General features: G+C 65.9%; 20 protein-coding genes. 14 read left to right on the top strand and 6 right to left on the bottom strand.

Annotation, left to right across the window (positions count from 1 at the left end; all coding sequences use genetic code 11):
* Positions 1-259 precede the first annotated feature (259 nt).
* The 5 genes from dapE to V5A19_RS00900 form a co-directional block, all read right to left on the bottom strand.
* Complete coding sequence (gene dapE, locus V5A19_RS00920; RefSeq protein WP_332317888.1) at positions 260-1,402, bottom strand: succinyl-diaminopimelate desuccinylase; 1,143 nt, start codon at positions 1,400-1,402, stop codon at positions 260-262.
* Between the two features lies 1 nt (position 1,403).
* Positions 1,404-2,225 (bottom strand): 2,3,4,5-tetrahydropyridine-2,6-dicarboxylate N-succinyltransferase, encoded by an 822-nt coding sequence (dapD, locus tag V5A19_RS00915; RefSeq protein ID WP_332317887.1) that lies wholly within the window; start codon positions 2,223-2,225, stop codon positions 1,404-1,406.
* Positions 2,226-2,335: 110 nt separating this feature from the next.
* Complete coding sequence (gene dapC / locus V5A19_RS00910) at positions 2,336-3,529, bottom strand: succinyldiaminopimelate transaminase (protein WP_332317886.1); 1,194 nt, start codon at positions 3,527-3,529, stop codon at positions 2,336-2,338.
* A gap of 5 nt (positions 3,530-3,534) precedes the next feature.
* Positions 3,535-4,236: a bifunctional 2-polyprenyl-6-hydroxyphenol methylase/3-demethylubiquinol 3-O-methyltransferase UbiG gene (gene ubiG, locus V5A19_RS00905; RefSeq protein ID WP_332317885.1), complete on the bottom strand. Its 702-nt coding sequence runs from the start codon at positions 4,234-4,236 to the stop codon at positions 3,535-3,537.
* A 128-nt stretch (positions 4,237-4,364) separates the two neighbouring features.
* Entirely contained in the window at positions 4,365-4,565 is a 201-nt protein-coding gene (locus V5A19_RS00900) for a YgaP family membrane protein (RefSeq protein ID WP_332317884.1), read from the bottom strand.
* Between the two features lie 241 nt (positions 4,566-4,806).
* Between V5A19_RS00900 and gyrA the strand changes: the two genes are divergently transcribed.
* From gyrA to pyrE, 14 genes are all read left to right on the top strand, one after another.
* Positions 4,807-7,353, top strand: coding sequence for a DNA gyrase subunit A (gene gyrA / locus V5A19_RS00895; RefSeq protein ID WP_332317883.1), 2,547 nt, complete (start codon positions 4,807-4,809; stop codon positions 7,351-7,353).
* 79 nt (positions 7,354-7,432) lie between these two features.
* Positions 7,433-8,515: a 3-phosphoserine/phosphohydroxythreonine transaminase gene (gene serC, locus V5A19_RS00890; protein WP_332317882.1), complete on the top strand. Its 1,083-nt coding sequence runs from the start codon at positions 7,433-7,435 to the stop codon at positions 8,513-8,515.
* Between the two features lie 41 nt (positions 8,516-8,556).
* Positions 8,557-10,137: a phosphoglycerate dehydrogenase gene (gene serA / locus V5A19_RS00885; protein WP_332317881.1), complete on the top strand. Its 1,581-nt coding sequence runs from the start codon at positions 8,557-8,559 to the stop codon at positions 10,135-10,137.
* Positions 10,138-10,248: 111 nt separating this feature from the next.
* Positions 10,249-11,355, top strand: coding sequence for a prephenate dehydratase (gene pheA, locus V5A19_RS00880; protein WP_332317880.1), 1,107 nt, complete (start codon positions 10,249-10,251; stop codon positions 11,353-11,355).
* A gap of 49 nt (positions 11,356-11,404) precedes the next feature.
* Positions 11,405-12,286, top strand: a complete 882-nt coding sequence (locus tag V5A19_RS00875) for a prephenate dehydrogenase (protein ID WP_332317879.1) — start codon at positions 11,405-11,407, stop codon at positions 12,284-12,286.
* On the top strand, positions 12,283-13,623 hold the full coding sequence (gene aroA, locus V5A19_RS00870) for a 3-phosphoshikimate 1-carboxyvinyltransferase (RefSeq protein ID WP_332317878.1): 1,341 nt from the start codon (positions 12,283-12,285) through the stop codon (positions 13,621-13,623). The genes V5A19_RS00875 and aroA overlap by 4 nt, the downstream gene beginning before the upstream one ends.
* Positions 13,616-14,323, top strand: a complete 708-nt coding sequence (gene cmk / locus V5A19_RS00865) for a (d)CMP kinase (protein ID WP_332317877.1) — start codon at positions 13,616-13,618, stop codon at positions 14,321-14,323. The genes aroA and cmk overlap by 8 nt, the downstream gene beginning before the upstream one ends.
* A 149-nt stretch (positions 14,324-14,472) precedes the next feature.
* Entirely contained in the window at positions 14,473-16,209 is a 1,737-nt protein-coding gene (gene rpsA, locus V5A19_RS00860; RefSeq protein ID WP_332317876.1) for a 30S ribosomal protein S1, read from the top strand.
* Positions 16,199-17,113: a signal peptide peptidase SppA gene (gene sppA, locus V5A19_RS00855; RefSeq protein WP_332317875.1), complete on the top strand. Its 915-nt coding sequence runs from the start codon at positions 16,199-16,201 to the stop codon at positions 17,111-17,113. Before rpsA ends, sppA begins: the two co-directional genes overlap by 11 nt.
* Before the next feature lie 37 nt (positions 17,114-17,150).
* Positions 17,151-17,432: an integration host factor subunit beta gene (locus V5A19_RS00850; RefSeq protein WP_332317874.1), complete on the top strand. Its 282-nt coding sequence runs from the start codon at positions 17,151-17,153 to the stop codon at positions 17,430-17,432.
* Between the two features lie 36 nt (positions 17,433-17,468).
* Entirely contained in the window at positions 17,469-17,768 is a 300-nt protein-coding gene (locus tag V5A19_RS00845; protein ID WP_332317873.1) for a LapA family protein, read from the top strand.
* A gap of 75 nt (positions 17,769-17,843) precedes the next feature.
* Complete coding sequence (gene lapB, locus V5A19_RS00840; RefSeq protein WP_332317872.1) at positions 17,844-19,013, top strand: lipopolysaccharide assembly protein LapB; 1,170 nt, start codon at positions 17,844-17,846, stop codon at positions 19,011-19,013.
* A gap of 17 nt (positions 19,014-19,030) precedes the next feature.
* Positions 19,031-19,780: an orotidine-5'-phosphate decarboxylase gene (gene pyrF, locus V5A19_RS00835; protein ID WP_332317871.1), complete on the top strand. Its 750-nt coding sequence runs from the start codon at positions 19,031-19,033 to the stop codon at positions 19,778-19,780.
* A gap of 210 nt (positions 19,781-19,990) precedes the next feature.
* Positions 19,991-20,569, top strand: coding sequence for an orotate phosphoribosyltransferase (pyrE, locus tag V5A19_RS00830; protein WP_332317870.1), 579 nt, complete (start codon positions 19,991-19,993; stop codon positions 20,567-20,569).
* 33 nt (positions 20,570-20,602) lie between these two features.
* On the opposite strand, the gene V5A19_RS00825 is transcribed toward pyrE, so the two are convergent.
* On the bottom strand, positions 20,603-21,565 hold the full coding sequence (locus tag V5A19_RS00825) for a hypothetical protein (protein WP_332317869.1): 963 nt from the start codon (positions 21,563-21,565) through the stop codon (positions 20,603-20,605).
* Positions 21,566-21,787 lie beyond the last annotated feature (222 nt).

Here is a 21,787-nt window from a genome sequence, read left to right as displayed (position 1 = left end):
CAGCGTTCAGCGTTCAGCGTTCAGCGTTCAGCGTTCAGCGTTCAGCGTTCAGCGTTCAGCGTTCAGCGTTCAGCGTTCAGCGTTCAGCGTTCAGCGTTCAGCGTTCAGCGTTCAGCGTTCAGCGTTCAGCGTATTAGAGCCAGGTTGCCCAAAAGTTCCCGTCTCCATCTAAGTGCCATCCCCCGAGCGGGGGGTCGTTGCCGTTACTGAGCACTTCAAACTGAGCACTTGTTGACCGTCCCTCAGTCTCCGATCGAAGCTAACCCCCATCCCCCCCCAGCAACCCCTCCAGCACCCCCTCATAGATCCCCGCCAGCTGTTCCAGATCTGCCGTTGCAACCCGCTCGTCCACCTGGTGGATGGTGTCGTTAAGGGGGCCGAACTCGGCCACCTGGACCCCGTAGGGGGCGATGAAGCGGCCGTCGGAGGTGCCGCCGCCGGTGGACAGGTGGGTATCCAGGCCGGTGGCCTCCCGGATGCTCTCGGTGAGGGCGTTGACCAGGGGGCCGGGCTCGGTGAGGAAGGGGGCGCCGCTGTGGTGCCAAGTCAGCTCGTACCGGAGACGGTGACGGTCCAGGATCTCCCGCACCTGCGCTTCCAGGTCGTCTCGGGTGCGCTCGGTGGCGTAACGGAAGTTGAACTGCACCTCCAGAGTACCGGGGATGACGTTGTGGGCCCCGGTTCCGGCCCGGACGTTGGGGATCTGGAAGCTGGTGGGCGGGAAGTAGGTGTTGCCGGCGTCCCATTCGGTGGCCACCAGCTCCTGGAGGGCGGGCAGGGCATGGTGGACGGGGTTGGCGGCCTTGTTGGGATAGGCCACGTGGCCCTGGGTGCCCAGCACCGTGAGCTCGCCGGTCAGCGATCCCCGCCGGCCGTTCTTCACGGTGTCGCCCAACTGCCCGCTGCAGGAGGGCTCGCCCACCAGGCAGTAGTCGGGCATTTCGCCGCGCTCGGCCAGGCGGCGCACCATCACTGGGGTGCCGTGGGTGGCGGGGCCTTCCTCGTCGCCGGTGATCAGCAGGGCGATGGAACCCCTGGGCTCGGGGTGGCGGGCCAGGAAGTGCTCCACAGCCACCGTGAAGGCGGCGATGGAGCCTTTCATGTCTGCAGCCCCGCGGCCGTAGAGATAGCCTTCCGAGACGGTGGGGGCGAAGGGCGGATGGGTCCAGTCCGCTTGGTTGCCCGTGGGTACCACGTCGGTATGGCCGGCGAAGGCCAACACCGGCCCCTCACTGCCGAAGCGGGCGTAAAGATTGGCCACGTCCGCCTCGCCCATGGCCTCCAGGTGGAATCCCAACGGGGCTAGGCGGTCGCGCAGGGGCGTCTGGCCGGCCCCGTCGTCGGGTGTTACCGAGGGGATGGCGATGAGGTCGCTGGTGAGCTGGGTAACGGCGCTGGTCACCTCAGGCGTCCCGCAGCAGCTCGTTGACCGAGGTCTTGGCCCGCGTGCCGGCGTCAACCTGCTTGACGATCACCGCACAGTACAGGCTGTGGCTGGCGTCGGAGGCGGGCATGGTCCCCGGGACCACCACGGAGTTGGCCGGCACGCGGCCCTTGATCACCTCGCCGGTCTCTCGGTGAAGGATGCGGGTGGACTGGCCCAGGAACACCCCCATGGACAGCACCGAACCCTCCTCCACGATGACCCCTTCGGCCACCTCGGAGCGGGCCCCGATGAATACCTCGTCCTCGATGATCACCGGATTGGCCTGCAACGGTTCCAGGACGCCGCCAATGCCCGCGCCGCCGGAGATGTGGACGTTCTTGCCGATCTGGGCGCAGGAGCCGACGGTGGCCCAAGTGTCGACCATGGTGCCCTCGTCCACGTAGGCGCCGATATTGCAGTAGGAGGGCATGAGCACCGCCGAGGGCGCAACGTAGGTGCCGCGGCGCACGGCCGCCGGGGGCACCACGCGGGCGCCCTGGGCCTCAAAGTCGGACTGGCCGTACTCGGCGTACTTGAGCGGCACCTTGTCGTAGTAGTGGGTCTCACCGCCGCGCATGACGCGGTTGGAATAGACGCGGAAGGAGACCAGGACGGCCTTCTTTAGCCACTCGTTTACCGCCCAGTCGTCGCCCGACTTCTCAGCGACCCGGGCCTCACCCCGGTCGAGCAGGCCGATGGCTTTCTCGACGGCCCGGAAGGTCTCGGGATCGACGTTATCGGGATTGATCTCGGCGCGGCGCTCGAAGGCCGCCTCGATGGTCTGTTTCAGCTCTTCCATGGTCGGCTCCTAAAAAAGCAGCATTAAGTTGGAAGTAATTAAGTATTAAGTAAAGGCGAATCGCCGCTAAGCTCGGCGGTTTTGGGCTTAACTACTTAATACTTAACCACTTAAAACTCTTCCACCACCCGCCGCATCCGCCACGCCGCATCCACGCAACGCTCCAGCTCGTCGACAAGTGCGATCCGCACACGGTCGGTGGCCGGATTGCCGTTGCCGGTGTCGCGGCCCAGGTAGGCGCCGGGGAGGACCGTAATGCCCTCGCGGGCGTAGAGCTCCCGGGCGAAGGCCTCGCCGCCGCCGGGTACCCGCGGCCACAGGTAGAAGCCGCCGTCGGGTTCGGCCACCTCTAGCACCGGGCCCAGCACCTCCAGCACGGCGGCGAAGCGCTCGCGGTAGGCGGCGCGGTTGGCGCGGACGTGGGCCTCCTCGCCCCAGGCCGCGGCCGCCCCTGCCTGGAGGGGCAGGGGGCTGGCGTTGCCCTGGTAGGTGCGCAGCCTTAGGAAGCGCTCGATGATCTCGGGGTCCCCGGCCACGAACCCGGAGCGCAGACCCGGCAGATTGGAGCGCTTGGAAAGGCTGTGGAAGGCCAGGCAGCGCTCGAAACCCGTGCGCCCGGCGTTGCGGGCGGCCTCCAGGATGCCCGTTGGGGGTCGGCGCTCGTCCGGATAGATCTCCGAATAGCACTCGTCGGCGGCGATGACGAAATCGTAGGCGTCGGCCAGGGCGAACAGGTCGCGGTAGCCGGCCTCGTCCATGACCCCGCCGGTTGGGTTGGCCGGCGAGCCCACATAGACCAGCTCCAGGCGCCGCAGGGTGGCTTCCGGCAGGGCGGTAAAATCGGGCAGGGCGCCGGCGCCCCCGGCCGCTACGTAGACCGGCTCGGCGCCGGCCATGAAGGCGGCGCCCTCGTAGATCTGGTACAGGGGATTGGGCGTGGCCACAGCGGGGCTGTCCTTGCCCCCGACCACGGCCTGGGCGATGCCGAACAGGGCCTCACGGGTGCCGTTGACCGGGATGACGTTGCGCCCGGGCTCCAAGGCCCCATCGTCGAGGCCGAAGCGGCGGGTGGCCCAGTCGGCGCAGGCGGCCTGGAGCTCGGCGGTGCCGCCGGTCAGGGGATAGCGGGCGAAATCCGCCCGGTTGGCGTGGATGGCGTCGAGGACGAAGTCCGGCGGTGCCTGCTTGGGCTCGCCGATGCCCAGGTTGACAGGCTCGCGATGGCCTGGCTGCTCGATCCCCTCGAACAGGTCACGCAAGCGGGTGAAGGGGTAGGGATTCAGGCGCTGGAGATCGGGATTCATGGCGGTTAGGGACGGAGCTTTTCGGCGTAGCCGAGATAGTTGACGGCCACGTCGCGGCCCAGGTGGAAGCTGTTGGTCAGGGGGTTGTAGATCATGCCGCGGAACTCACGGGGGACCAGCCCGGCGTGGCGCAGATGGTCGCCCATCTCGCCCGGAGTGATGAAGCGATCCCAGTCGTGGGTCCCCCGTGGCAGCCAGCCCAGGATGTATTCGGCGCCCAGGATGGCCATAGCGTAGGACCGCAGGGTGCGGTTGAGGGTTGCCACGAACATCAGGCCGCCGGGGCGCAGCAGATTGGCGCACTGATCGATCAGCTCGCTCGGGTCGGGAACGTGCTCGAGCACCTCCATGCAGGTGATCACGTCGAAGGGCTCAGGACCCTCGGCGAGGAAGTCGCCGACTCCGACCTGGCGATAATCGATGTCCAGGCCGCTCACCCGAAGGTGGGTCCGGGCGGCTGCCACCGCGCCCTCGCCGGGTTCCAGGCCGGTGACCTCGGCCCCCGATTGGGCCAGGCCTTCGCTCAGCAGGCCGCCGCCGCAGCCCACGTCGAGCACGCACTTGCCGGTCAGGTCCACCACCGAACGGATGTAGTCCAGGCGTAGGGGCTGGATGCGGTGGAGGGGCTTGAACTCGCCTTCCGGATCCCACCAGCGGGCGGCCAGCTGCTCGAACTTGGCGATCTCTCCCGAGTCCACGGCGGGCATGGCGGGGCTCCTGGGCTGCCTTAGGGAGTCGGCGGGTAACCGGTGCCTCAGGATAGCCGGTCGGGGAGGCGCCGCAAAGGATAACAGGATCTCGGCCGGCGGCGGGCCGCCGGCCGACCCGGCCTCGGTCAGCCCTGCTTGGCGGTGCCGCAGGTGTCGGTGCCGATCAGATAGTAGGCCGGGCAGCGACGGAAGATGCCGGTGACCAACGGGATCAGTCCGATCCAGCCCCACCAGTTGGCGGCGGGCTCGATCACGGCAAAGGCGAGCAGCACGATGCCCACGATGATCCGGATGGCCATATCGGTGTTACCCACATTTTCCTTCATGGCGTCTCTCCCCTGAGTGGTTGCGGCCTAGCCAATAAAGCATAACCCCGAGGGATCCTCCGGGCCAAGCCGGTCCCCGTGGGACGGGATTCCCGCCGGGGTCCGGGAAAGGGAAAATGGTAATTGCGTTAAACGAAGGGCTCAAGCGCCAAAAAAGCCCAAGAAAGCGAGGTTTATTGACCCTTTCGACGGGGCCGGTTAGCATAGGTTTTTTGGATCCAAGTAGAGGGTTGGGCTTCCCATGGCCGATTTCGCCAAGGAAATGCTGCCGGTTAACCTCGAGGAGGAGATGCGCCAGTCGTACCTCGATTATGCCATGAGCGTGATCGTGGGACGGGCGCTCCCGGATGTGCGCGACGGCCTCAAACCGGTGCACCGGCGGGTGCTTTACGCCCAGCACACCCTCAACAACGACTGGAACAAGCCCTACAAGAAATCGGCCCGCGTGGTCGGCGACGTCATCGGTAAGTACCACCCCCACGGCGACGCCGCCGTCTACGACACCATCGTGCGCCTAGCCCAAGACTTCACCATGCGCTATCCGCTGGTGGATGGCCAGGGCAATTTCGGCTCCATCGATGGCGACAACGCCGCCGCCATGCGCTACACCGAGGTGCGCATGGCGCGGCTATCCCACGAGCTGCTCACCGATATCGACCGGGAGACGGTGGATTTCGTCCCCAACTACGACGGGGCCGAGACCGAGCCGGTGGTGCTGCCCTCGCGTGTGCCCAACCTGCTGGTCAATGGCGCCGCCGGCATCGCCGTGGGCATGGCCACCAACATCCCGCCCCATAACCTGGGCGAGGTGATCGACGGCTGCCTGGCCCTGATCGACGAGCCCGAGACCTCGGTAGAGGATCTCATGGGCCACATCCTGGGCCCGGATTTCCCCACCGCCGGTATCATCAACGGTTACAGCGGCATCCGCCAGGCCTACCGCACCGGGCGCGGCTCCATCCGCATCCGCGGGCGGGTGCGCACCGAGTCCGACAAGAAGGGCCGTTCGAGACTGGTGGTCCACGAGCTGCCCTACCAGGTGAACAAGGCCCGGCTGGTGGAGAAGATCGCCGAGCTAGTGCGGGACAAGAAGATCGACGGCATCGCCGATCTGCGCGACGAGTCGGACAAGGAGGGTATCCGAGTCGTCATCGAGATCAAGCGCGGCGAAGAGCCGGAGATCGTCCTCAACAACCTGTACAAACAGACCCAGGTGGAGTCGGTGTTCGGCATTACTGTGATCGCCCTCGATCAGGGGCAGCCCAAGACCCTCAATCTCAAGCAGGCGCTGGAGGCGTTCATCCTCCACCGCCGCGAGGTGGTCACCCGGCGCACCCTCTATGACCTGCGCCAGGCTCGTAGGCGCGCCCACACCCTGGAGGGCCTAGCCGTGGCACTGGCCAATCTGGATCCGGTGATCGACCTGATCCGCCAGTCCCCGGACCCGGGTACGGCCAAGGAGCGCCTGCAGGCGGAGGTATGGGAGCCCGGCGGCGTGGAGCACCTAGTGGAGCGTGCGGCCAAGTCGGGTGGCGTCCGCAACGAGGAGGGTCTGGGTCTGGTAGCCGGCGGTTACCGCCTGTCCCCGGAACAGGCCCAGTCCATCTTGGACATGCGCCTGCACCGCCTTACCGGTTTGGAGCGGGACAAGGTCATCTCGGAGTTCGAGGAGATTCTGGACAAGATCGACGACCTGCTCGACATCCTGCGTTCGGAGACCCGGCTGATGCGCGTGATTCGCGAGGAGCTCGTGGAGATCAAGGAGCGCTTCGCAGACGCCCGCCGCACGGAAATCCAGGAAGAGGCCACGGAGCTGACCCTGGAGGATCTGGTGGCCGAGGAGGACATGGTGGTCACTCTTACCCGCGCGGGCTACATCAAGCGCCAGCCGCTGTCGGGCTATCGGGCCCAGCGCCGCGGCGGCAAGGGCAAAGCGGCCACGGCCACCCGCGACGCCGAGGACTTCGTGGAGCGGCTGTTCGTGGCCTCCACACACCAGTACGTGCTGTGTTTCTCCGACGCCGGCAAGGTCTACTGGCTCAAGGTCTACGAGCTGCCCGAGGCTGGCCGCACCGCCCGCGGCAAAGCCATCGTCAACCTGCTCCCCCTGGGCAAGGACGAGCGCATTACCACGGTGCTGCCGGTGGACCGGTTCGAGGAGGGCCGCTATGTGGTAATGGCCACCTCCCAGGGCGTGGTCAAGCGGGTGGATTTGATGGACTTCTCGCGGCCGCGTAAGGCCGGCATCATCGCCATCAAGCTGGACGCCGGCGAATCGCTGGTGGGCTCGCGCATCACCAGCGGCGACGAAGAGCTTTTGATGGGCACCAGCAGCGGCAAGGCCATCCGCTTCCCCGAGCAGGATGTGCGCATCATGGGCCGCACCGCCCGGGGCGTGCGCGGCATCGCCATGGAGCGGGAAGACCGCCTGATCGCCCTGCAGGTGGTGCGTCCCGGGTGGGAGGTCCTGACCGTAACCGCCAACGGCTACGGCAAGCGCACCGAACTCGACGAATACCGGATCCAGAGCCGGGGCGGTCAGGGCGTGCGGACCATCCAGACCTCCCAGCGCAACGGCGATGTGGTCAGCCTGCGCCTGGTCCAACCGGACCAGGAGGTCATGCTGGTGACCTCCCAGGGCACGCTTATCCGGACCCCGGTGGAGGGCATCTCACGGCAGGGTCGGAACACCCAGGGCGTGCGCCTGATTGATCTGGCCAAGCAGGAACAAGTGGTCGGGGCCGAGCTGGTCGAAGAGTCCGGAGCCGAGACGGAGGCGGGTGAGTGAGCCACCCACGGCCGGTGGCTTAAACGAAAGCCGGTTTTCCGGTAGAATGCCTGCTTTCATTCATTTCGCGGAGAGGTCGATGAGCCGAGTATTCAATTTCAGCGCCGGTCCCGCCATGCTCCCCGAACCGGTGCTACGCAAGGCCGGTGAGGAGATCCTGGACTGGCATGGCTCGGGCATGTCGGTGATGGAGATGAGTCATCGGGGCCCGGAGTTCCAGTCCATCATCGATCACGCCGAGGCCGATCTCCGCGAATTGATGGCCATCCCGGACAACTACCACGTCCTGTTCCTGCAGGGCGGGGCCAGCAGCCAGTTCGCCGCGGTGCCGTTCAACCTCCTGCGCGACAAGGGCAAGGCCGACTACATCAACACCGGCAGCTGGTCCAAGAAAGCCATCGGCGAGGTCAAGCGCTACTGCGACGTGAATGTGGCCGCCACCGCCGAGAACGAGAACTTCACCTGGATCCCCAAGCAGGGTCAGCTGGACCTCGATCCGAGCGCGGCCTACTGCCACATGACCACCAACAACACCATCTTCGGCACCGAGTTCCACTACACCCCGGATACCGGGGATGTGCCGCTGGTGGCCGACATGTCCTCCGACATCCTGTCGCGGCCCATCGACGTCTCCCGGTTCGGCGTCATCTACGCCGGGGCCCAGAAGAACATCGGCCCCAGCGGGCTGACCATCATCATCGTGCGAGACGACCTGGTGGGCCACGCGGAGGACTGGTGCCCGACCATGCTGGACTACAAGACCCACGCCGACAGCGGGTCCATGTACAACACCCCGCCCACTTACGGCATCTACATTGCCGGCTTGGTGTTCCAGTGGCTCAAGGAGAACGGCGGCCTTTCGGCCATGGCGGGGACCAACCAGCGCAAGGCGAACAAGCTCTACCGCGCCATCGACGGCAGCGACTTCTACCAGTCCCCGGTGACCCCCGAAGATCGCAGCTACATGAACGTGCCCTTTACCCTGGTCAAGCCCGACCTCGACGCCACCTTCCTCGACGAGGCGGCCGCGCAGGGCCTGTCCACACTCAAGGGCCACCGTTCCGTGGGCGGCATGCGCGCTTCCATCTACAACGCCATGCCCGAAGAAGGCGTCGATGCCCTGATCGAATTCATGCATGAGTTTGAGAAGCGCAACGCCTGACCGCCCCGTACTGAATTCCCCGGAGAAAGGTAGCCAGCCCCATGCCCAAGGTTTTGATCAGCGACAAGATGTCGCCTCGAGCCGAGGCCGTGTTCCAGGAGCACGGCCTCGAAGTGGACGTTAAGACCGGCCTCTCCCCCGACGAGCTCGCCGCGATCATCGGCGAGTACGACGGCCTCGCCATCCGGTCGGCCACCAAGGCCACCAGGGAGATTATCGAGGCCGGCGACAATCTCAAGGTGATCGGCCGTGCCGGTATCGGTGTCGACAACGTCGACATCCCGACGGCTTCCCAGAAGGGCGTGATCGTCATGAACACGCCCCTGGGCAACACCGTGACCACCGCCGAGCACGCCCTGTCCCTCATGGTCTCCGCCGCCCGCAATGTTCCCCAGGCCTCCGCCTCGATGAAGGAAGGCCGGTGGGAGAAGAGCAAATGGGGCGGTGTCGAGCTCTACCAGAAGACCCTCGGCGTCATCGGCACCGGCAATATTGGCTCCCTGGTTATCGAGCGGGCCCACGGCCTGAAGATGCGGGTCATCGCCTACGATCCCTTTATCTCCAAAGAGCGCGCCGACGACCTGGGCGTGGAGCCGGTGGAGCTGGATGACCTGTACCAACGTGCCGATTTCATGACCATCCACACGCCCCTGACCAACGCCACTAAGCACATGGTGGACGATGCCGCCTTCGACCGGATGAAGGAAGGCGCCATCCTGGTGAATGCCTCGCGTGGGGGGGTGGTGGACGAGAACGCCCTGGATCGGGCCCTGACCGAGGGCAAGATCCGCGGCGCCGCCCTGGACGTGTTCGAGGAAGAGCCGGTCGGCGAGGACCACCCCCTGCTGCGCCACGACAATTTCATCGGCACGCCGCACCTGGGCGCCTCCACCGAGGAAGCCCAGGTCAACGTAGCGGTCCAAGTGGCCGAGCAGATCGCCGACTACCTCAACAAGGGCATCATCCAGAACGCGGTGAACATCCCCTCGGTGGAAGAGGAAGAAATGCCCCTGCTGCAGCCCTACCTCAACCTGGGCGAGCGGCTGGGCTCCATCTTGGGCCAGCTGGCCCAGGGCGGGCTCAAGAAGGTGGATATCGAGTATGCCGGCGAGGTCTCGGGGCTGAATCAAAAGCCCATCACCACCACCATCCTTAAGGGCGTACTCGACCCCATCCTGCCGGACTCGGTGAATCTGGTTAACGCGCCCCTGCTGGCCGAGCAGCGCGATATCAAGGTGTCCGAGACTACCCGCAAGCAGGCGGAGGAGTTCACCAGCCGTATCCGGGTCACCCTAGGAACCGAGAAGCGCTCCTGGACCATCGACGGCACCCTGGTGCACGGTACGCCCCGGGTAGTCGGGCTCGACGGCGTCGAGTTGGAGTTGGTCCCTGACGGCCGTCTGATCTACATGGCCAATCGCGATGAGCCGGGCCTGATCGGTCGCATCGGCACCGACCTGGGCGAGGCCGGGGTCAACATCGCGGGCTTCATGCTCGGACGCGAATCGCCCAAGGGTCAGGCAGTGTCCTTCATCAGCGTGGATCAGTCGGTCCCGCAGGACGTCCTCAAGCGAATCGCGCAGGAGGAGAATGTCCTCGAGGTTCGGGAAGTGATCCTTTAGCCGGCCCATGCCCAACAGGGCCTGCCCCCGAACGGGCCGGACCCTTGAGGTCCGGCCCGATTCGTGCAAGGCCATGGAAGCCGGCCCTTCGCCCGGGAGGAGTAGGCTCACGTGAGCGGAAAGGACAGCGACCATAGCGGCGAGGATCCCCGCCAGGCCGAGCTACGGGCCGAGATCGACCGCCTGGACCAGGAGATCCAGGCGCTGATCAACCGCCGGGCCGCCCAGGTCCTGGAGGTGGCCCGGCTCAAGGAGGCCAACGGCAGGCCCTTCTACCGGCCCGAGCGGGAGGCCCAGATTCTGGAGCGGGTTGCCGAGCGTAACCAAGGCCCCTTCCCCGCCGCCGACATGGTCCGCATCTTCCGGGAGATTATGTCGACCTGCCTGGCCCTTGAACGGCGCCTGCGGGTGGCCTACCTAGGCCCTGAAGCTTCCTTCACCCACGCCGCGGTGCATGTCCATTTCGGTCAGGCGGTGGAGGAGGTGCCCGTGGCCACCATCGGAGAGGTCTTCCGGGCGGTGGACGCCGCCAAGGCCGACTACGGGGTGGTGCCCATCGAGAACTCCACCGAGGGTGCGGTAAATGCCACCCTGGACGCCCTCCGGCAGTCGGCGCTGCAGATCTGCGGCGAAGTGGCTATGCGCGTTGAGCACCATCTGATGAGCCACGCCGAGTCCTTGGCGGCCGTGCACCGGCTCTACCTCCATCCCCAGACCCGCGCCCAGTGCCTTGAGTGGCTCACCCGACATATGGCCGGTGCGGAATGGGTGGAGGTGCCTTCCAACGCCGAGGCCGCGCGGCGCGCCGCCAACCAGCCCACCGCCGCCGGGGTGGCGGGCTCTGCAGCTGCCGAGCACTATGGCCTGCCCATCCTGTCGGCCGGCATCGAGGACGATCCGGAGAACACCACCCGCTTCGTGGTGGTGGGCAAGGAGGCCGCCGGCCCCTCGGGCCACGACAAGACCTCCGTCCTGGTTTCCGGGCCGAATCAGCCCGGTAGCCTGCTCCGGATGCTGGAGCCCTTTTCCGAGGCAGGCGTTAATCTGACCAAAATCGTCTCCCGCCCGGCTCCGGAGGCGCTGTGGGACTATGTGTTCTTCCTCGATCTGGAGGGGCACTGCACCGACGTTGCGGTCAGCCAGGCTTTGGAAGGCGTTCGGGCCAAGGGCGGGGCCGTTAAGGTGCTCGGTTGCTATCCCCGGGCGAGCTCCCCGTAAGCCTTTCTGGTCTCTCCCGGTTCTTAAGCCCTTAACCACGGATTCGAACGTGCAAGATTTCCCTCTATTTCAACGGGCCGCCATCATCGGGGTGGGCCTGATCGGCGGATCCCTGGGATGGGCCTTGCGCCATGGGGGCCTAGCTGGGGAGGTGGTCGGCGTGGAGCCGGATGCTACTACCCTCGACCGGGCCCGGCAGCGGGGGCTCGTCGATCGCGTGGCATCCGAACCGGGCGCGGGTGTGGCCGGGGCCGACTTGGTGGTGGTGGCCGTACCCGTGGGCAGCTTTGGGGAAGTGCTGGCCGGAATTGCACCCTCCATCGAAGCGGGGGCCCTGGTCACTGACGTGGGCAGCGTCAAGGCACCCGTGCAGGGCGAAGCCGAGCGCCTGCTGGGGGAGGGGCCGGCCTTTGTAGGCGGCCATCCCATCGCCGGCACCGAAGACTCCGGCGTGGAGGCCGCACTGGGGGATCTTTTCCGCGGCGCCTTGTGCGTGGTCACCGTCACCGAGACCACCCCGCACTGGGCCTTGGAGCGGCTAACCGCCCTGTGGCAGGCGGTGGGCAGCGAGGTGGTAACCATGGCGCCGCGGGAGCACGATCGGGTCCTGGCGGCCACCAGCCACCTTCCCCACATACTGGCTTACGCCCTGATCCAGACCTTTGCCGCGCTGCCCGAGCGGGACCCCCTGGAGCGTTTCGCCGCCGGGGGGTTCCGGGACCTGACCCGCATCGCCGGTAGCGATGCCGTCATGTGGCGGGATATCGCCCTTGCCAACCGCGACCCCCTTTTGGCCATGCTGGACGGTTATGAGCGACAGCTCAGGACCCTGAGGCGGGCCATCGAGAGCGGGGACGGCGAAGCCCTTGAGGCCTATTTCGGTGAGGCCCGCGCGGTGCGGCGGCGTCTGTCAGGCCGGAGGCAGGAATGAGTAGCCAAGCGGGTGAACGGCTGGTGGCCCGCGGCGGCCTCCCATGCGGTCGGGTCCGGGTGGCCGGGGACAAGTCCATCTCTCACCGCGCGGCCATGTTCGGCGCCCTTGCCGAAGGCGAGACCCGGATAACCGGCTTTTTGGCCGGTGAAGATTGCCTGGCCACCCTGACCGCCTTCCGGCGCATGGGAGTGGCTACCGAAGGCCCGGACACCGGGGGGAACCTCCGGATCGCGGGGGTGGGTTTGGACGGGCTCCAGCCTCCTGAAGAACCCCTAGCTATGGGCAACTCCGGGACCTCAATGCGGCTTCTGGCCGGGCTCCTAGCCGGCCAGCATTTCCCCACCGTGCTCACCGGCGATGCCAGTCTACGCAATCGGCCCATGAACCGGGTAGCGGAGCCGCTGACGCGGATGGGGGCCCGCATCCGGGCCGAAGGGGAGGGCGGCCGGCCGCCTCTGCGCATCGAGCCCGCGCCGGATCTGAAAGGCCGCCACCATGTCCTAGAGGTTGCCTCCGCCCAAGTGAAGTCCGCCCTTATGCTGGCTGGGCTTTACGCCGACGGCGAGACCTGCGTCACCGAGCCGGCCCCGACCCGGGATCACACCGAGCGCATGCTAGCCGCCTTCGGCTATCCCATTAGCCGGGACGGGGCCACGGTCTGCCTGGACGGCGGTGGTCGGCTTGGTGGTACGGATCTGGCCATCCCCGGCGACCTGTCCTCTGCCACCTTCTTCTTGGTGGCGGCGGCTATCATCCCGGGGGCCGAGCTCACCATCGAGGAGGTGGGGATCAATCCCACCCGGCGGGGGGGCCTGGACATTCTCCGGGCCATGGGCGCCGATATCCGGGAGGCCAATCCGCGCACCCTGGGCGGCGAGCCGGTTGCGGACCTAGAGGTCCGTGGCGGCCGCCTGCACGGCATCAATATTCCGACGCAGACGGTGCCCCTGGCCATCGACGAATTTCCGGCGCTGTTCGTGGCCGCCGCCGCTGCCGAGGGCCGCACGGTGCTGAGGGAGGCCGAGGAGCTGCGGGTCAAGGAGAGCGACCGCATTCAGGTCATGGCCTACGGGCTCCAGGCCCTCGGGGTGGCCGCCGAACCGCTGGCCGACGGCATCGTCATCGATGGGGGCGCCATGAGCGGGGGTAAGGTGGATGCCCACGGCGACCATCGGGTGGCCATGGCCTTTGCCGTGGCCTCCGTGGTGGCGGAGGGGCCGATCGAGGTGACGGGGGCCGAGGCCATCCGGACCTCTTTTCCCGACTTCCTGGATGTGGTCGAAAGGGCAGGGCTGCGGGTAGCCACCATTACGGAGGGCAGTAATCATGGCTGAAGGGGATCCACCCCCGGTGGTGACCATCGACGGCCCTAGCGGGACCGGCAAGGGCACGGTCGCCACCCTCCTGGCGCGGGAGCTGGGCTGGCACTATCTGGACAGTGGCGCCCTTTACCGCGCCGTGGGCTGGGCCGCGGTTCAGGGGGATATTCCCCTGGAGCCGATCCGGGCCGAGGATCTGAGCGACCTGGCCCGGAATTTGGCCGTGCGTTTCGAGCCCACCGGGGAAGGACCGGTGCGGGTCTTTGTGGACGATTGGGAGGTGACCGCGGAGCTGCGCAGCGGCAAGATCAGCGAGGCGGCCTCCCGCGTAGCGGCTATGCAACCGGTGCGTGACGGCCTGTTGGAGCTCCAGCACAATTTTCGCCAGGAGCCGGGCCTGGTTGCGGACGGCCGCGACATGGGCACTGTGGTATTCCCTGATACCCCGGCCAAGCTGTTTTTGACCGCCACCCCGGAGGAGCGGGCCCGGCGGCGCTACGAGCAGTTGAGGGATCAGGGGGTTGATGTTATGTTTGAACGGATAAAAGCGGAACTTGGCGACCGTGACGAGCGCGATGCCAAGCGAAATGCGGCACCGCTGCGCCCTTCAGAGGGCGCTTATGTTATTGATACAACGGATATCTCTATCGAGGAGGTGCTGGCCCAGGCCCACAGCTGGGTGCGTCAGCGCCTCCCGGAGCGGTTCCCGGACTAGGCGGCTTCCGGGGGCAGCGTGGACCGGCCGCCACATCGAAGCAAGGGACCGCGAGCCGCCACGAGCCCAGATAGGGCGCGGGTAACGCTCGACGTCGGAGCCGGCGTGTGGCCGGTTCCGGAAATTTTCACCAGGAGCTGCAAACCTTTATGGCTGACACCAACACCCAAGCCACCACCCCGGCCGCCGGCGAATCCGATTTCGCCACCCTGCTCGAGGAAAGCCTCCAGCAAGAGGACATCCAACAGGGCCAGATCGTCAATGGTGAAGTCGTTGCCATGGATGACAAGGAGGTCATCGTCAACGCCGGGCTCAAGTCTGAAGGCCTGGTCCCTCTCCCGGAGTTCATCGACGACAACGGCGAACTCGCCGTCGACGTCGGCGACCAGGTGGAGGTGGCGGTCGAGGCCGTCGATGACGGCTTCGGCGAGACCCGTCTGTCGCGCGCCAAGGCCCTGCGGGCCCGTGCCTGGAACGAGCTGGAGCAGGCCTACAACAACGACGAGGTGGTGCAGGGCGTGCTGACCGGCAAGGTCAAGGGCGGCTTCGTTGTCGACATTAACGGCATCCGCACCTTCCTGCCCGGCTCCCTGGTGGATGTACGGCCCGTTCGCGACGCTAGCTACCTAGAAGGCAAGAAACTCGACTTCAAGGTCATCAAGCTGGACCGCCGCCGCAACAACGCCGTTGTCTCCCGCCGGGCCGTGGTCGAGGAGGAGCGCAGCGCCGAGCGCAAAGCCCTCATGGACCGCCTCGAAGAAGGTCAAACCACCAAGGGCATCGTCAAGAACCTCACCGACTACGGTGCCTTCATCGATCTGGGTGGTCTCGACGGCCTGCTGCACATCACCGACATGGCTTGGAAGCGCGTGAATCACCCCTCCGAGATCGTCAACGTCGGCGACGAGGTCACGGTCAAGATTCTCAAATTTGACCGCGAGCGGGAACGCATTTCCCTGGGACTGAAGCAGCTCACTGAGGATCCCTGGGCCGATTTGCCGCGGCGCTATCCCGAGGGCAGCCGGGTCTGGGGCAAGGTCACCAATATTACCGATTACGGCTCCTTCGTGGAGCTGGAGGAAGGCGTGGAGGGGCTGGTCCATGTCTCCGAGATGGACTGGACCAACAAGAACGTCCACCCCTCCAAGGTGGTGCAGCCCGGTGACGAAGTCGAGGTCATGATCCTCGACATTGATGAGGAGCGGCGCCGGATCTCCCTGGGCATGAAGCAGTGCCAGTCCAATCCTTGGGAAGAGTTCGCCCAGACCCATGCCAAGGGCGATCGGGTGCAGGGTGTCATTAAGTCCATCACCGACTTCGGCATCTTCGTCGGTTTGCCCGGCGGCATCGACGGGCTGGTCCATCTATCCGACCTGTCCTGGAGCGAATCCGGTGAGGAAGCGGTCCGTCGCTACCAGAAGGGCGAAGAGGTGGAGGCTGTGGTGCTCTCCGTAGATCCCGAGCGCGAGCGCATCAGCCTCGGGATCAAGCAGCTCTCCGACGACCCCTTCAATAACTGGGTCGCCGAGCACGACAAGGGCAGCCTGGTGGAGGGCGAGGTGGTCGAGGTCGAGCCCAAAGGCGCCCGGGTCCATCTGGACACCGATGTCGAGGGCTACATCCGCGTCGCCGACATCTCTCAGGAGCACGTGGACGACGCCCGCAGTGCCCTCGTCGCCGGTCAAACCGTGGAGGCCATGGTCACCGGCGTGGATCGCCGCAACCGCCAGATCAACCTGTCTATGAAGGATAAGGAGAAGGGCGAGGAGCAGCAGGCGGTCAAGGAGCACCAGCAGCAGGACAGCACCGCTGCCAGTGGCACCACCAGCCTGGGGGATATCCTCAAAGAGCAGATGATGAAGAAAGACGAAGAGGATGAGGACTGAGCAAGACCCGGTGCCCCGGAGCTCCGGCTACAACCGGAAGGCCGCCTGGTTGACAGGCGGCCTTCTGTTTCTGATTGCCAGCGGTATGGTCGGGCTCCTTACCGGGGGCGACCAGGGTGTGGTTGCCGGGCAGCCCCATTTGGCCCGGGTGGAAATCGAGGGCCCCATCCTCCAGGCGGAGCCGCTGGTGAGGCTTCTAGAAGAGGCCCGCAAGCGGGAGGCTACCAAGGGGGTCTTGCTGCGGGTGGATAGCCCCGGCGGCGGGGTGGGTGCCTCTCAGGCCCTCTACGAGGCGGTTGAGCGCCTTTCGACGGAGAAGCCGGTGGCGGTCTCGCTGGGTAGCATGGGGGCCTCGGGGGGTTATATGGCCGCTTTGGGTGGGGACCGGTTGTTCGCCCTGGATAGTACCCTGGCCGGCTCCATCGGCGTCATCATGATGAGCAGCGGGGTTTACCCACTGCTGGAAGATGTTGGTATTGAACCTCGGATCATCAAGTCCGGCAAGCTCAAGGACGCCGGTACCCCCCTTAGGGAAATGACCGGCGCCGATCGGGCCTACCTCCAGTCCCTGGTGGACGAGCTTCATGACCACTTCGTCACCATGGTGGCCGAGGAACGAGACTTGACGGAGAGCGAGGTCCGGGAGCTAGCGGACGGCCGTTTGTTCTCCGGTCGCCAGGCGGCGGCTAATGGCCTGGTGGATGCCGTGGGCGGCAAGGCGGCGGCCGAGGCCTGGCTCCGGGAGGAAGCCGGTGTCTCTTCGGGTGCCCCCATTGAGGAGCTGGAACCGCCGCGTGAGTGGTTGGATTCGCTCCTTCCCCTCGGTATGGTCCGCTGGACCGGATGGCTGATGGCCCCGGAGCCCCGTTTCCGGTACCAGCACTCCGGCGCGGTGGCCCGTTGACCGAACACCACCCGAGAACCAATACAGGGAAGGCAATATGACCAAGTCCGAATTGATCGACCGGGTCTCCGAGCGGCTGGATGACTTGACCCGTAAGGATTCCGAAGTAGCCATAAACACCCTGTTCGACTACCTTAGCGAACAGCTTTCCCAAGGGCGGCGGGTGGAGCTGCGCGGCTTCGGTAGCTTTGGCACCAAATTTCGCGCCGCCCGTCGCGGTCGGAATCCCAAGACCGCTGAGACGGTGGATGTCCCCGCCAAGCAGGTGCCGTTCTTCCGGGCCGGAAAGAGCCTACGCAACCAAGTCGACCAGGGCTGAACCCTGGTTCCAGCGAGCCCCACAAAGGGTTAGCCGGTGAAACGTACCCTGAGCGGCATCCTTTTCCTATTGGTTTTCCTGATCGGGGTCAGCTTCGCCCTCCAGAACCCTCAGGAAGTGGCCATCAAGTATTACTTTGGCTTGGAGTGGGGGCCGTTCCCCGTCAGCCTGATCATCATCGGCGTCTTTCTTGTGGGTGCCATTGTGGGCGGCGTGGTAGCCAGCCTGCCGCTGCTCGCCCGATATCGAGAGAATCGCCGCCTCCGCCGACGCATGGAAGAAATGGAGCAAGAGCTGTCCCGGCTGCGCAAGCTTCCCCTTAAGGACGAGCCTTGAAGCGGCCCGCCGGCGAGGACCCGCCGCTGGTAGGGGTCGGACCCGGATCGGACTGGACCTTTAGAGGCTAGCACCATGGATAGCCTCTGGATTGCCGGTCTGGTCCTCGTGGGCCTGGGACTCGGCTACTTGGTGGGACGCTGGCGCGATCTCGAGCCCGAGACCGGGGACCGCTCCGAATCGGGCTCTCCTGCCTATTTCCGGGGCTTGTATCACCTTCTCAACGAACAGCCCGATCAGGCCATCGATGCCTTCCTGGATGTGGCCCGGGTAGAGCCCGAGACCGTCGATGCCCACTTAGCCCTGGGTAATTTATTCCGTCGGCGGGGGGAGGTGGACCGAGCGCTTCGCATTCACCAGAACCTCATTGCCCGTCCCAACCTTAGCCGCGACCAGCGCGACCACGCCATGTATCAGCTTGGTCTGGATTACCAGAAGGCCGGGCTTCTGGACAGGGCCCGGCAGGTTTTCGCCGAGCTGGTGGAAGGCAACAAGGAATACCTGCCGGCGCTGGAGGCGCTCACCGAGATCACGGAGCAGGAACGGGCGTGGCCGGAAGCCCTCAAGTGGCGTCAGGAGATTGCCCGGATCCGGGGCCAACGGGATACGGTGGCCGAGAGCCTGATCCAATGCGAGTTGGCTTCCGAGGCGCTTTCACGCAATGACTTGACCCGCGCCCAGCAGCACCTTCGCCGGGCCTTCCGCGCCGACCGCGGGTGCGTTCGCGCCAGTATCCTGGCCGGGCAGCTGCACGCCTTGAAGGGCAACGACCGCAAGGCTATCCGGGAATGGGAGCGCATTGGGCGGCAGGATCCCCAGCACCTGGTCTTGGTTCTGGACGAATTAGTTGCGGCCTACCACCGGCTGGGCGAGGAGGAGGCCCTGCGGCGCTTCCTGCGGGCTACCCTGGAGGAGGCGGCGCACCCCGCCTTGTTCGCTGCCCTGGTGGCCCACTTGGCCCTGGAACTGGGGGCCTCAGAGGCCCTCGGCTGGGTGGAAGAGGGATTGGCCCGCCACCCCGAGAGCGCCGAGCTGGTTTCCTCTTATCTGGGCATGTGGAAGGACCTGCGCGAGGGTTCCGGGGAGTGCCAAGAACTGCTCGGGGTTATTCAGCCCTACCTGGACCGCGCCTGTTCCCGGCAGTCCCGGTTCGCCTGTACCAATTGCGGCTTCACCAGCGGCCATATGCAGTGGAAGTGCCCGCAGTGCCGCCGGTGGGGCACCCTGCGCCTAAAGGCCGGTTGAAGGGAGGGGAGCCAGAGGTGAGCGAGCGGGCAAAAGGGAAGTCGGACGGTAACGGGCAGTCCTGGGAGGATCGCATCATTACGGCCCTGGACGCGCCGAGCTGGGACCAAGCCGAGTCCCTCCTGGACCGCCTGCCGGCGGCTAATCGGAGGGTCAAGGTGGGCAAGCAGCTGTTTACCCGGGAAGGCCCCGCGGCGGTCGCCAAATTGCGGGATGCCGGCCGGGAGGTCTTTCTCGACCTGAAATTCCACGACATCCCCAACACTGTGGCCGGGGCGGTAAACTCCGCCGCCGGGGTCGGCGCTTGGATGGTCAATGTTCATGCCAGCGGTGGCCCCTGCATGCTGGAGGCCGCGAGCGAGGCCTTAGCCGGATTCCGGGAGCGACCCTGGCTGATCGGGGTGACGGTTCTCACCAGCATGGACGCCGGTGAGCTCCGGGCCGTGGGGGTGTCGGACGATCCCGAGCACCAGGTGCGCCGCCTTGCCCGGTTGGCCCAGGAGGCCGGGCTTGACGGGGTGGTCGCCAGTCCCGTCGAGGTGCCTATCCTTCGGGAGGAGCTGGGTAGCGGGTTTTTGCTGGTAACTCCCGGAGTAAGGCCCGCGGGGGCCGCCGGCGACGACCAGCGTCGTACCGCCACGCCCGGGCAGGCCGTGGCCGAAGGCGCCGATTATCTGGTGATCGGCCGGCCTCTCACGGGCGCTGATGATCCCAAGGCCGCCTGGGACGCCATTGGGGCGGAGATTGGTGAGGGTCAAGGGGAGTGAGGCGTAGTGGCAAGGGCCAAGGCGTTATCGCAGATGGCCACAGATGAAAAACACCAGCAAAAGGCAAGGCTTGAGGGATACCGGCACGGCTTTACCTAAATCCAGATTCCGCTGGGCTCGCCATTCGCTGTTATTTGCCTCATGGGCGAACTAGGTTTGCCTTTATCCCCTCACGGCTCACTCCCAACCACCACGGAGGCTCCTTCGCCCATGACGGATGCTACCACCGACTACCTCGACCTCTATCGCGACAGCGGTGCCCTGCTGGAGGGGCATTTCCTGCTTTCCTCCGGGCTGCACAGCGACCGGTACCTGCAATCCGCCCTCGTTCTCCAGGATCCGGCCCGGGCGGAGCTCCTGTGCCGGGGACTTGCCGAGCGGCTGCCGCCGGGCATTGAATATGTGGTGGGACCCGCCCTGGGCGGCGTAGTGGTGGCCTATGAGCAGGCCCGCGCCCTTGGCGCGAAAGCCCAGTTCACCGAGCGCAAGGACGACGCCATGCAGCTGCGGCGCGGCTTTCACCTACCAGCGGGTGCTCGGACCCTAATCATGGACGATATCCTCACCACTGGGACCTCCATCCGGGAATGCTACGAGGCCCTTCAAGACACCGAGGCCGAATTCGTGGGCTGCGGTTGCCTGGTGGACCGCTCCAACGGCAGGGCCGATGTGGCGGGCCTGGACCTCTATCCCCTGGTACGGGTGGCGGTCCAGACCTGGGATCCCGCCGAATGCCCCAAGTGCACCGCGGGGGAGCCGTTGGAGAAACCGGGGAGCCGCAGCATCTGATACCGGTGCCGCCGCCTTGTTGGCCCTTTCCGGTTAGGCCTTTTCCGGTCTCTCAGTGAAGGCTTCCACCACACCGCACCAGGCGGCGGCCAGATTGGCCCGATTGTAGCCGCCGCCCCCGAGAGCCAAAAGCCGGCCGCCGGCAAACCGATCCGCCAGCTTGCGCAACCGACGGGCCGCGTGGGCATGCGCCTGCCAGGTGAAAGCCAGATTCGTCAGCGGGTCCCCGGCGATGCTGTCGGCGCCACACTGAAGCACCATGAACTGAGGTTTCGCGGTTTCCATTTGCGCCTCCACCTCGGGCCATACCCGGAAGAAAGCCGGGTCGTCGGCCCCCGGCTTCAGGGGGAGGTTCAGCTTGGTCCCTGCCGCCGCGCCAGTGCCGCGCTCATCGGCCTTGCCCGTGCCGGGGAACAGGGTGCGGCCGTCTTGGTGGATGTCGGCCGTCCAGACCCGCCCGTCGGCCTCGAAGCCGTAATGCACCCCGTCGCCATGATGGGCGTCGATGTCCACATAGCCCACGCGCTGAAGCCCATGGTCGCGAAGCAATGCCTCGATCACCACGCCGCAATCGTTGAACACGCAGAACCCGGAGGCATGGTCCCGGCGCGCGTGATGGAGGCCCCCGATGGGCACGAAGGCGCGCGCCCAGTCCTCTGCCATGATGCCTTCGGCGGCGGCCACCGCCGAACCGACCACGGTAGCCGCGGCCTCGTAAACCCCCGGGAAGGCGGGGGTGTCACCGAAGTCCAGGAATCCGCTGCCTTTTTCCGAGATACGCTGCACTTCCGCCACGTAACGGGGAGTGTGAAAGCACTCGATGGTCTGCCGCTGCGCCGTTTCCGGGTCCGCCTGGTGCACCCGGTCATCTAGGCCCCGGGTTAAAGCCTCGTCCCAAAAGGCCTTGAGCCTGTCCCGACCGAAAGGGTGGCCATGGCCGAAGCCATACCGGGCTAGGGCCTCTCCTTCGAAAACAGCCGTTTCCGTTCCTGGCATCCTATAAGCCTCCATCCGTGCGTTTTCCGGGTGCTGGGTCGAACCCGCGGCCCATTTTCGAGAGAAAATTGCTAACCTTATAAATTGACAGGTTTTTATATTGAGTGTTGCTTAAATGCGGGCAAGGGCCTTTTGTTGACACACTCTAAAGAAAGTGGCGAACTAAGCGAAAAGGGCGGGGTACCGATCGGGGTCAAGATTCCCGCCCTGCCAAGCGGAGGG

Source organism: Thiohalorhabdus sp., assembly GCF_036628635.1.
In the GTDB taxonomy this organism is placed as follows: Bacteria; Pseudomonadota; Gammaproteobacteria; order Thiohalorhabdales; family Thiohalorhabdaceae; genus Thiohalorhabdus.
The sequence above is the reverse complement of the archived record's forward strand: the minus strand, read 5'-3'. Positions and strand labels throughout refer to the sequence as shown.

Excerpts from the sequence above, each read along its gene's own strand:
- ubiG (WP_332317885.1), bottom strand. The coding sequence starts at position 4,236 with ATGCCCGCCGTGGACTCGGGAGAGATCGCCAAGTTCGAGCAGCTGGCC.
- dapC (WP_332317886.1), bottom strand. The coding sequence starts at position 3,529 with ATGAATCCCGATCTCCAGCGCCTGAATCCCTACCCCTTCACCCGCTTG.
- serA (WP_332317881.1), top strand. The coding sequence starts at position 8,557 with ATGCCCAAGGTTTTGATCAGCGACAAGATGTCGCCTCGAGCCGAGGCC.
- V5A19_RS00900 (WP_332317884.1), bottom strand. The coding sequence starts at position 4,565 with ATGAAGGAAAATGTGGGTAACACCGATATGGCCATCCGGATCATCGTG.
- sppA (WP_332317875.1), top strand. The coding sequence starts at position 16,199 with ATGAGGACTGAGCAAGACCCGGTGCCCCGGAGCTCCGGCTACAACCGG.
- aroA (WP_332317878.1), top strand. The coding sequence starts at position 12,283 with ATGAGTAGCCAAGCGGGTGAACGGCTGGTGGCCCGCGGCGGCCTCCCA.
- V5A19_RS00825 (WP_332317869.1), bottom strand. The coding sequence starts at position 21,565 with ATGCCAGGAACGGAAACGGCTGTTTTCGAAGGAGAGGCCCTAGCCCGG.
- serC (WP_332317882.1), top strand. The coding sequence starts at position 7,433 with ATGAGCCGAGTATTCAATTTCAGCGCCGGTCCCGCCATGCTCCCCGAA.
- V5A19_RS00850 (WP_332317874.1), top strand. The coding sequence starts at position 17,151 with ATGACCAAGTCCGAATTGATCGACCGGGTCTCCGAGCGGCTGGATGAC.
- lapB (WP_332317872.1), top strand. The coding sequence starts at position 17,844 with ATGGATAGCCTCTGGATTGCCGGTCTGGTCCTCGTGGGCCTGGGACTC.
- rpsA (WP_332317876.1), top strand. The coding sequence starts at position 14,473 with ATGGCTGACACCAACACCCAAGCCACCACCCCGGCCGCCGGCGAATCC.
- gyrA (WP_332317883.1), top strand. The coding sequence starts at position 4,807 with ATGGCCGATTTCGCCAAGGAAATGCTGCCGGTTAACCTCGAGGAGGAG.
- pyrE (WP_332317870.1), top strand. The coding sequence starts at position 19,991 with ATGACGGATGCTACCACCGACTACCTCGACCTCTATCGCGACAGCGGT.
- cmk (WP_332317877.1), top strand. The coding sequence starts at position 13,616 with ATGGCTGAAGGGGATCCACCCCCGGTGGTGACCATCGACGGCCCTAGC.
- dapD (WP_332317887.1), bottom strand. The coding sequence starts at position 2,225 with ATGGAAGAGCTGAAACAGACCATCGAGGCGGCCTTCGAGCGCCGCGCC.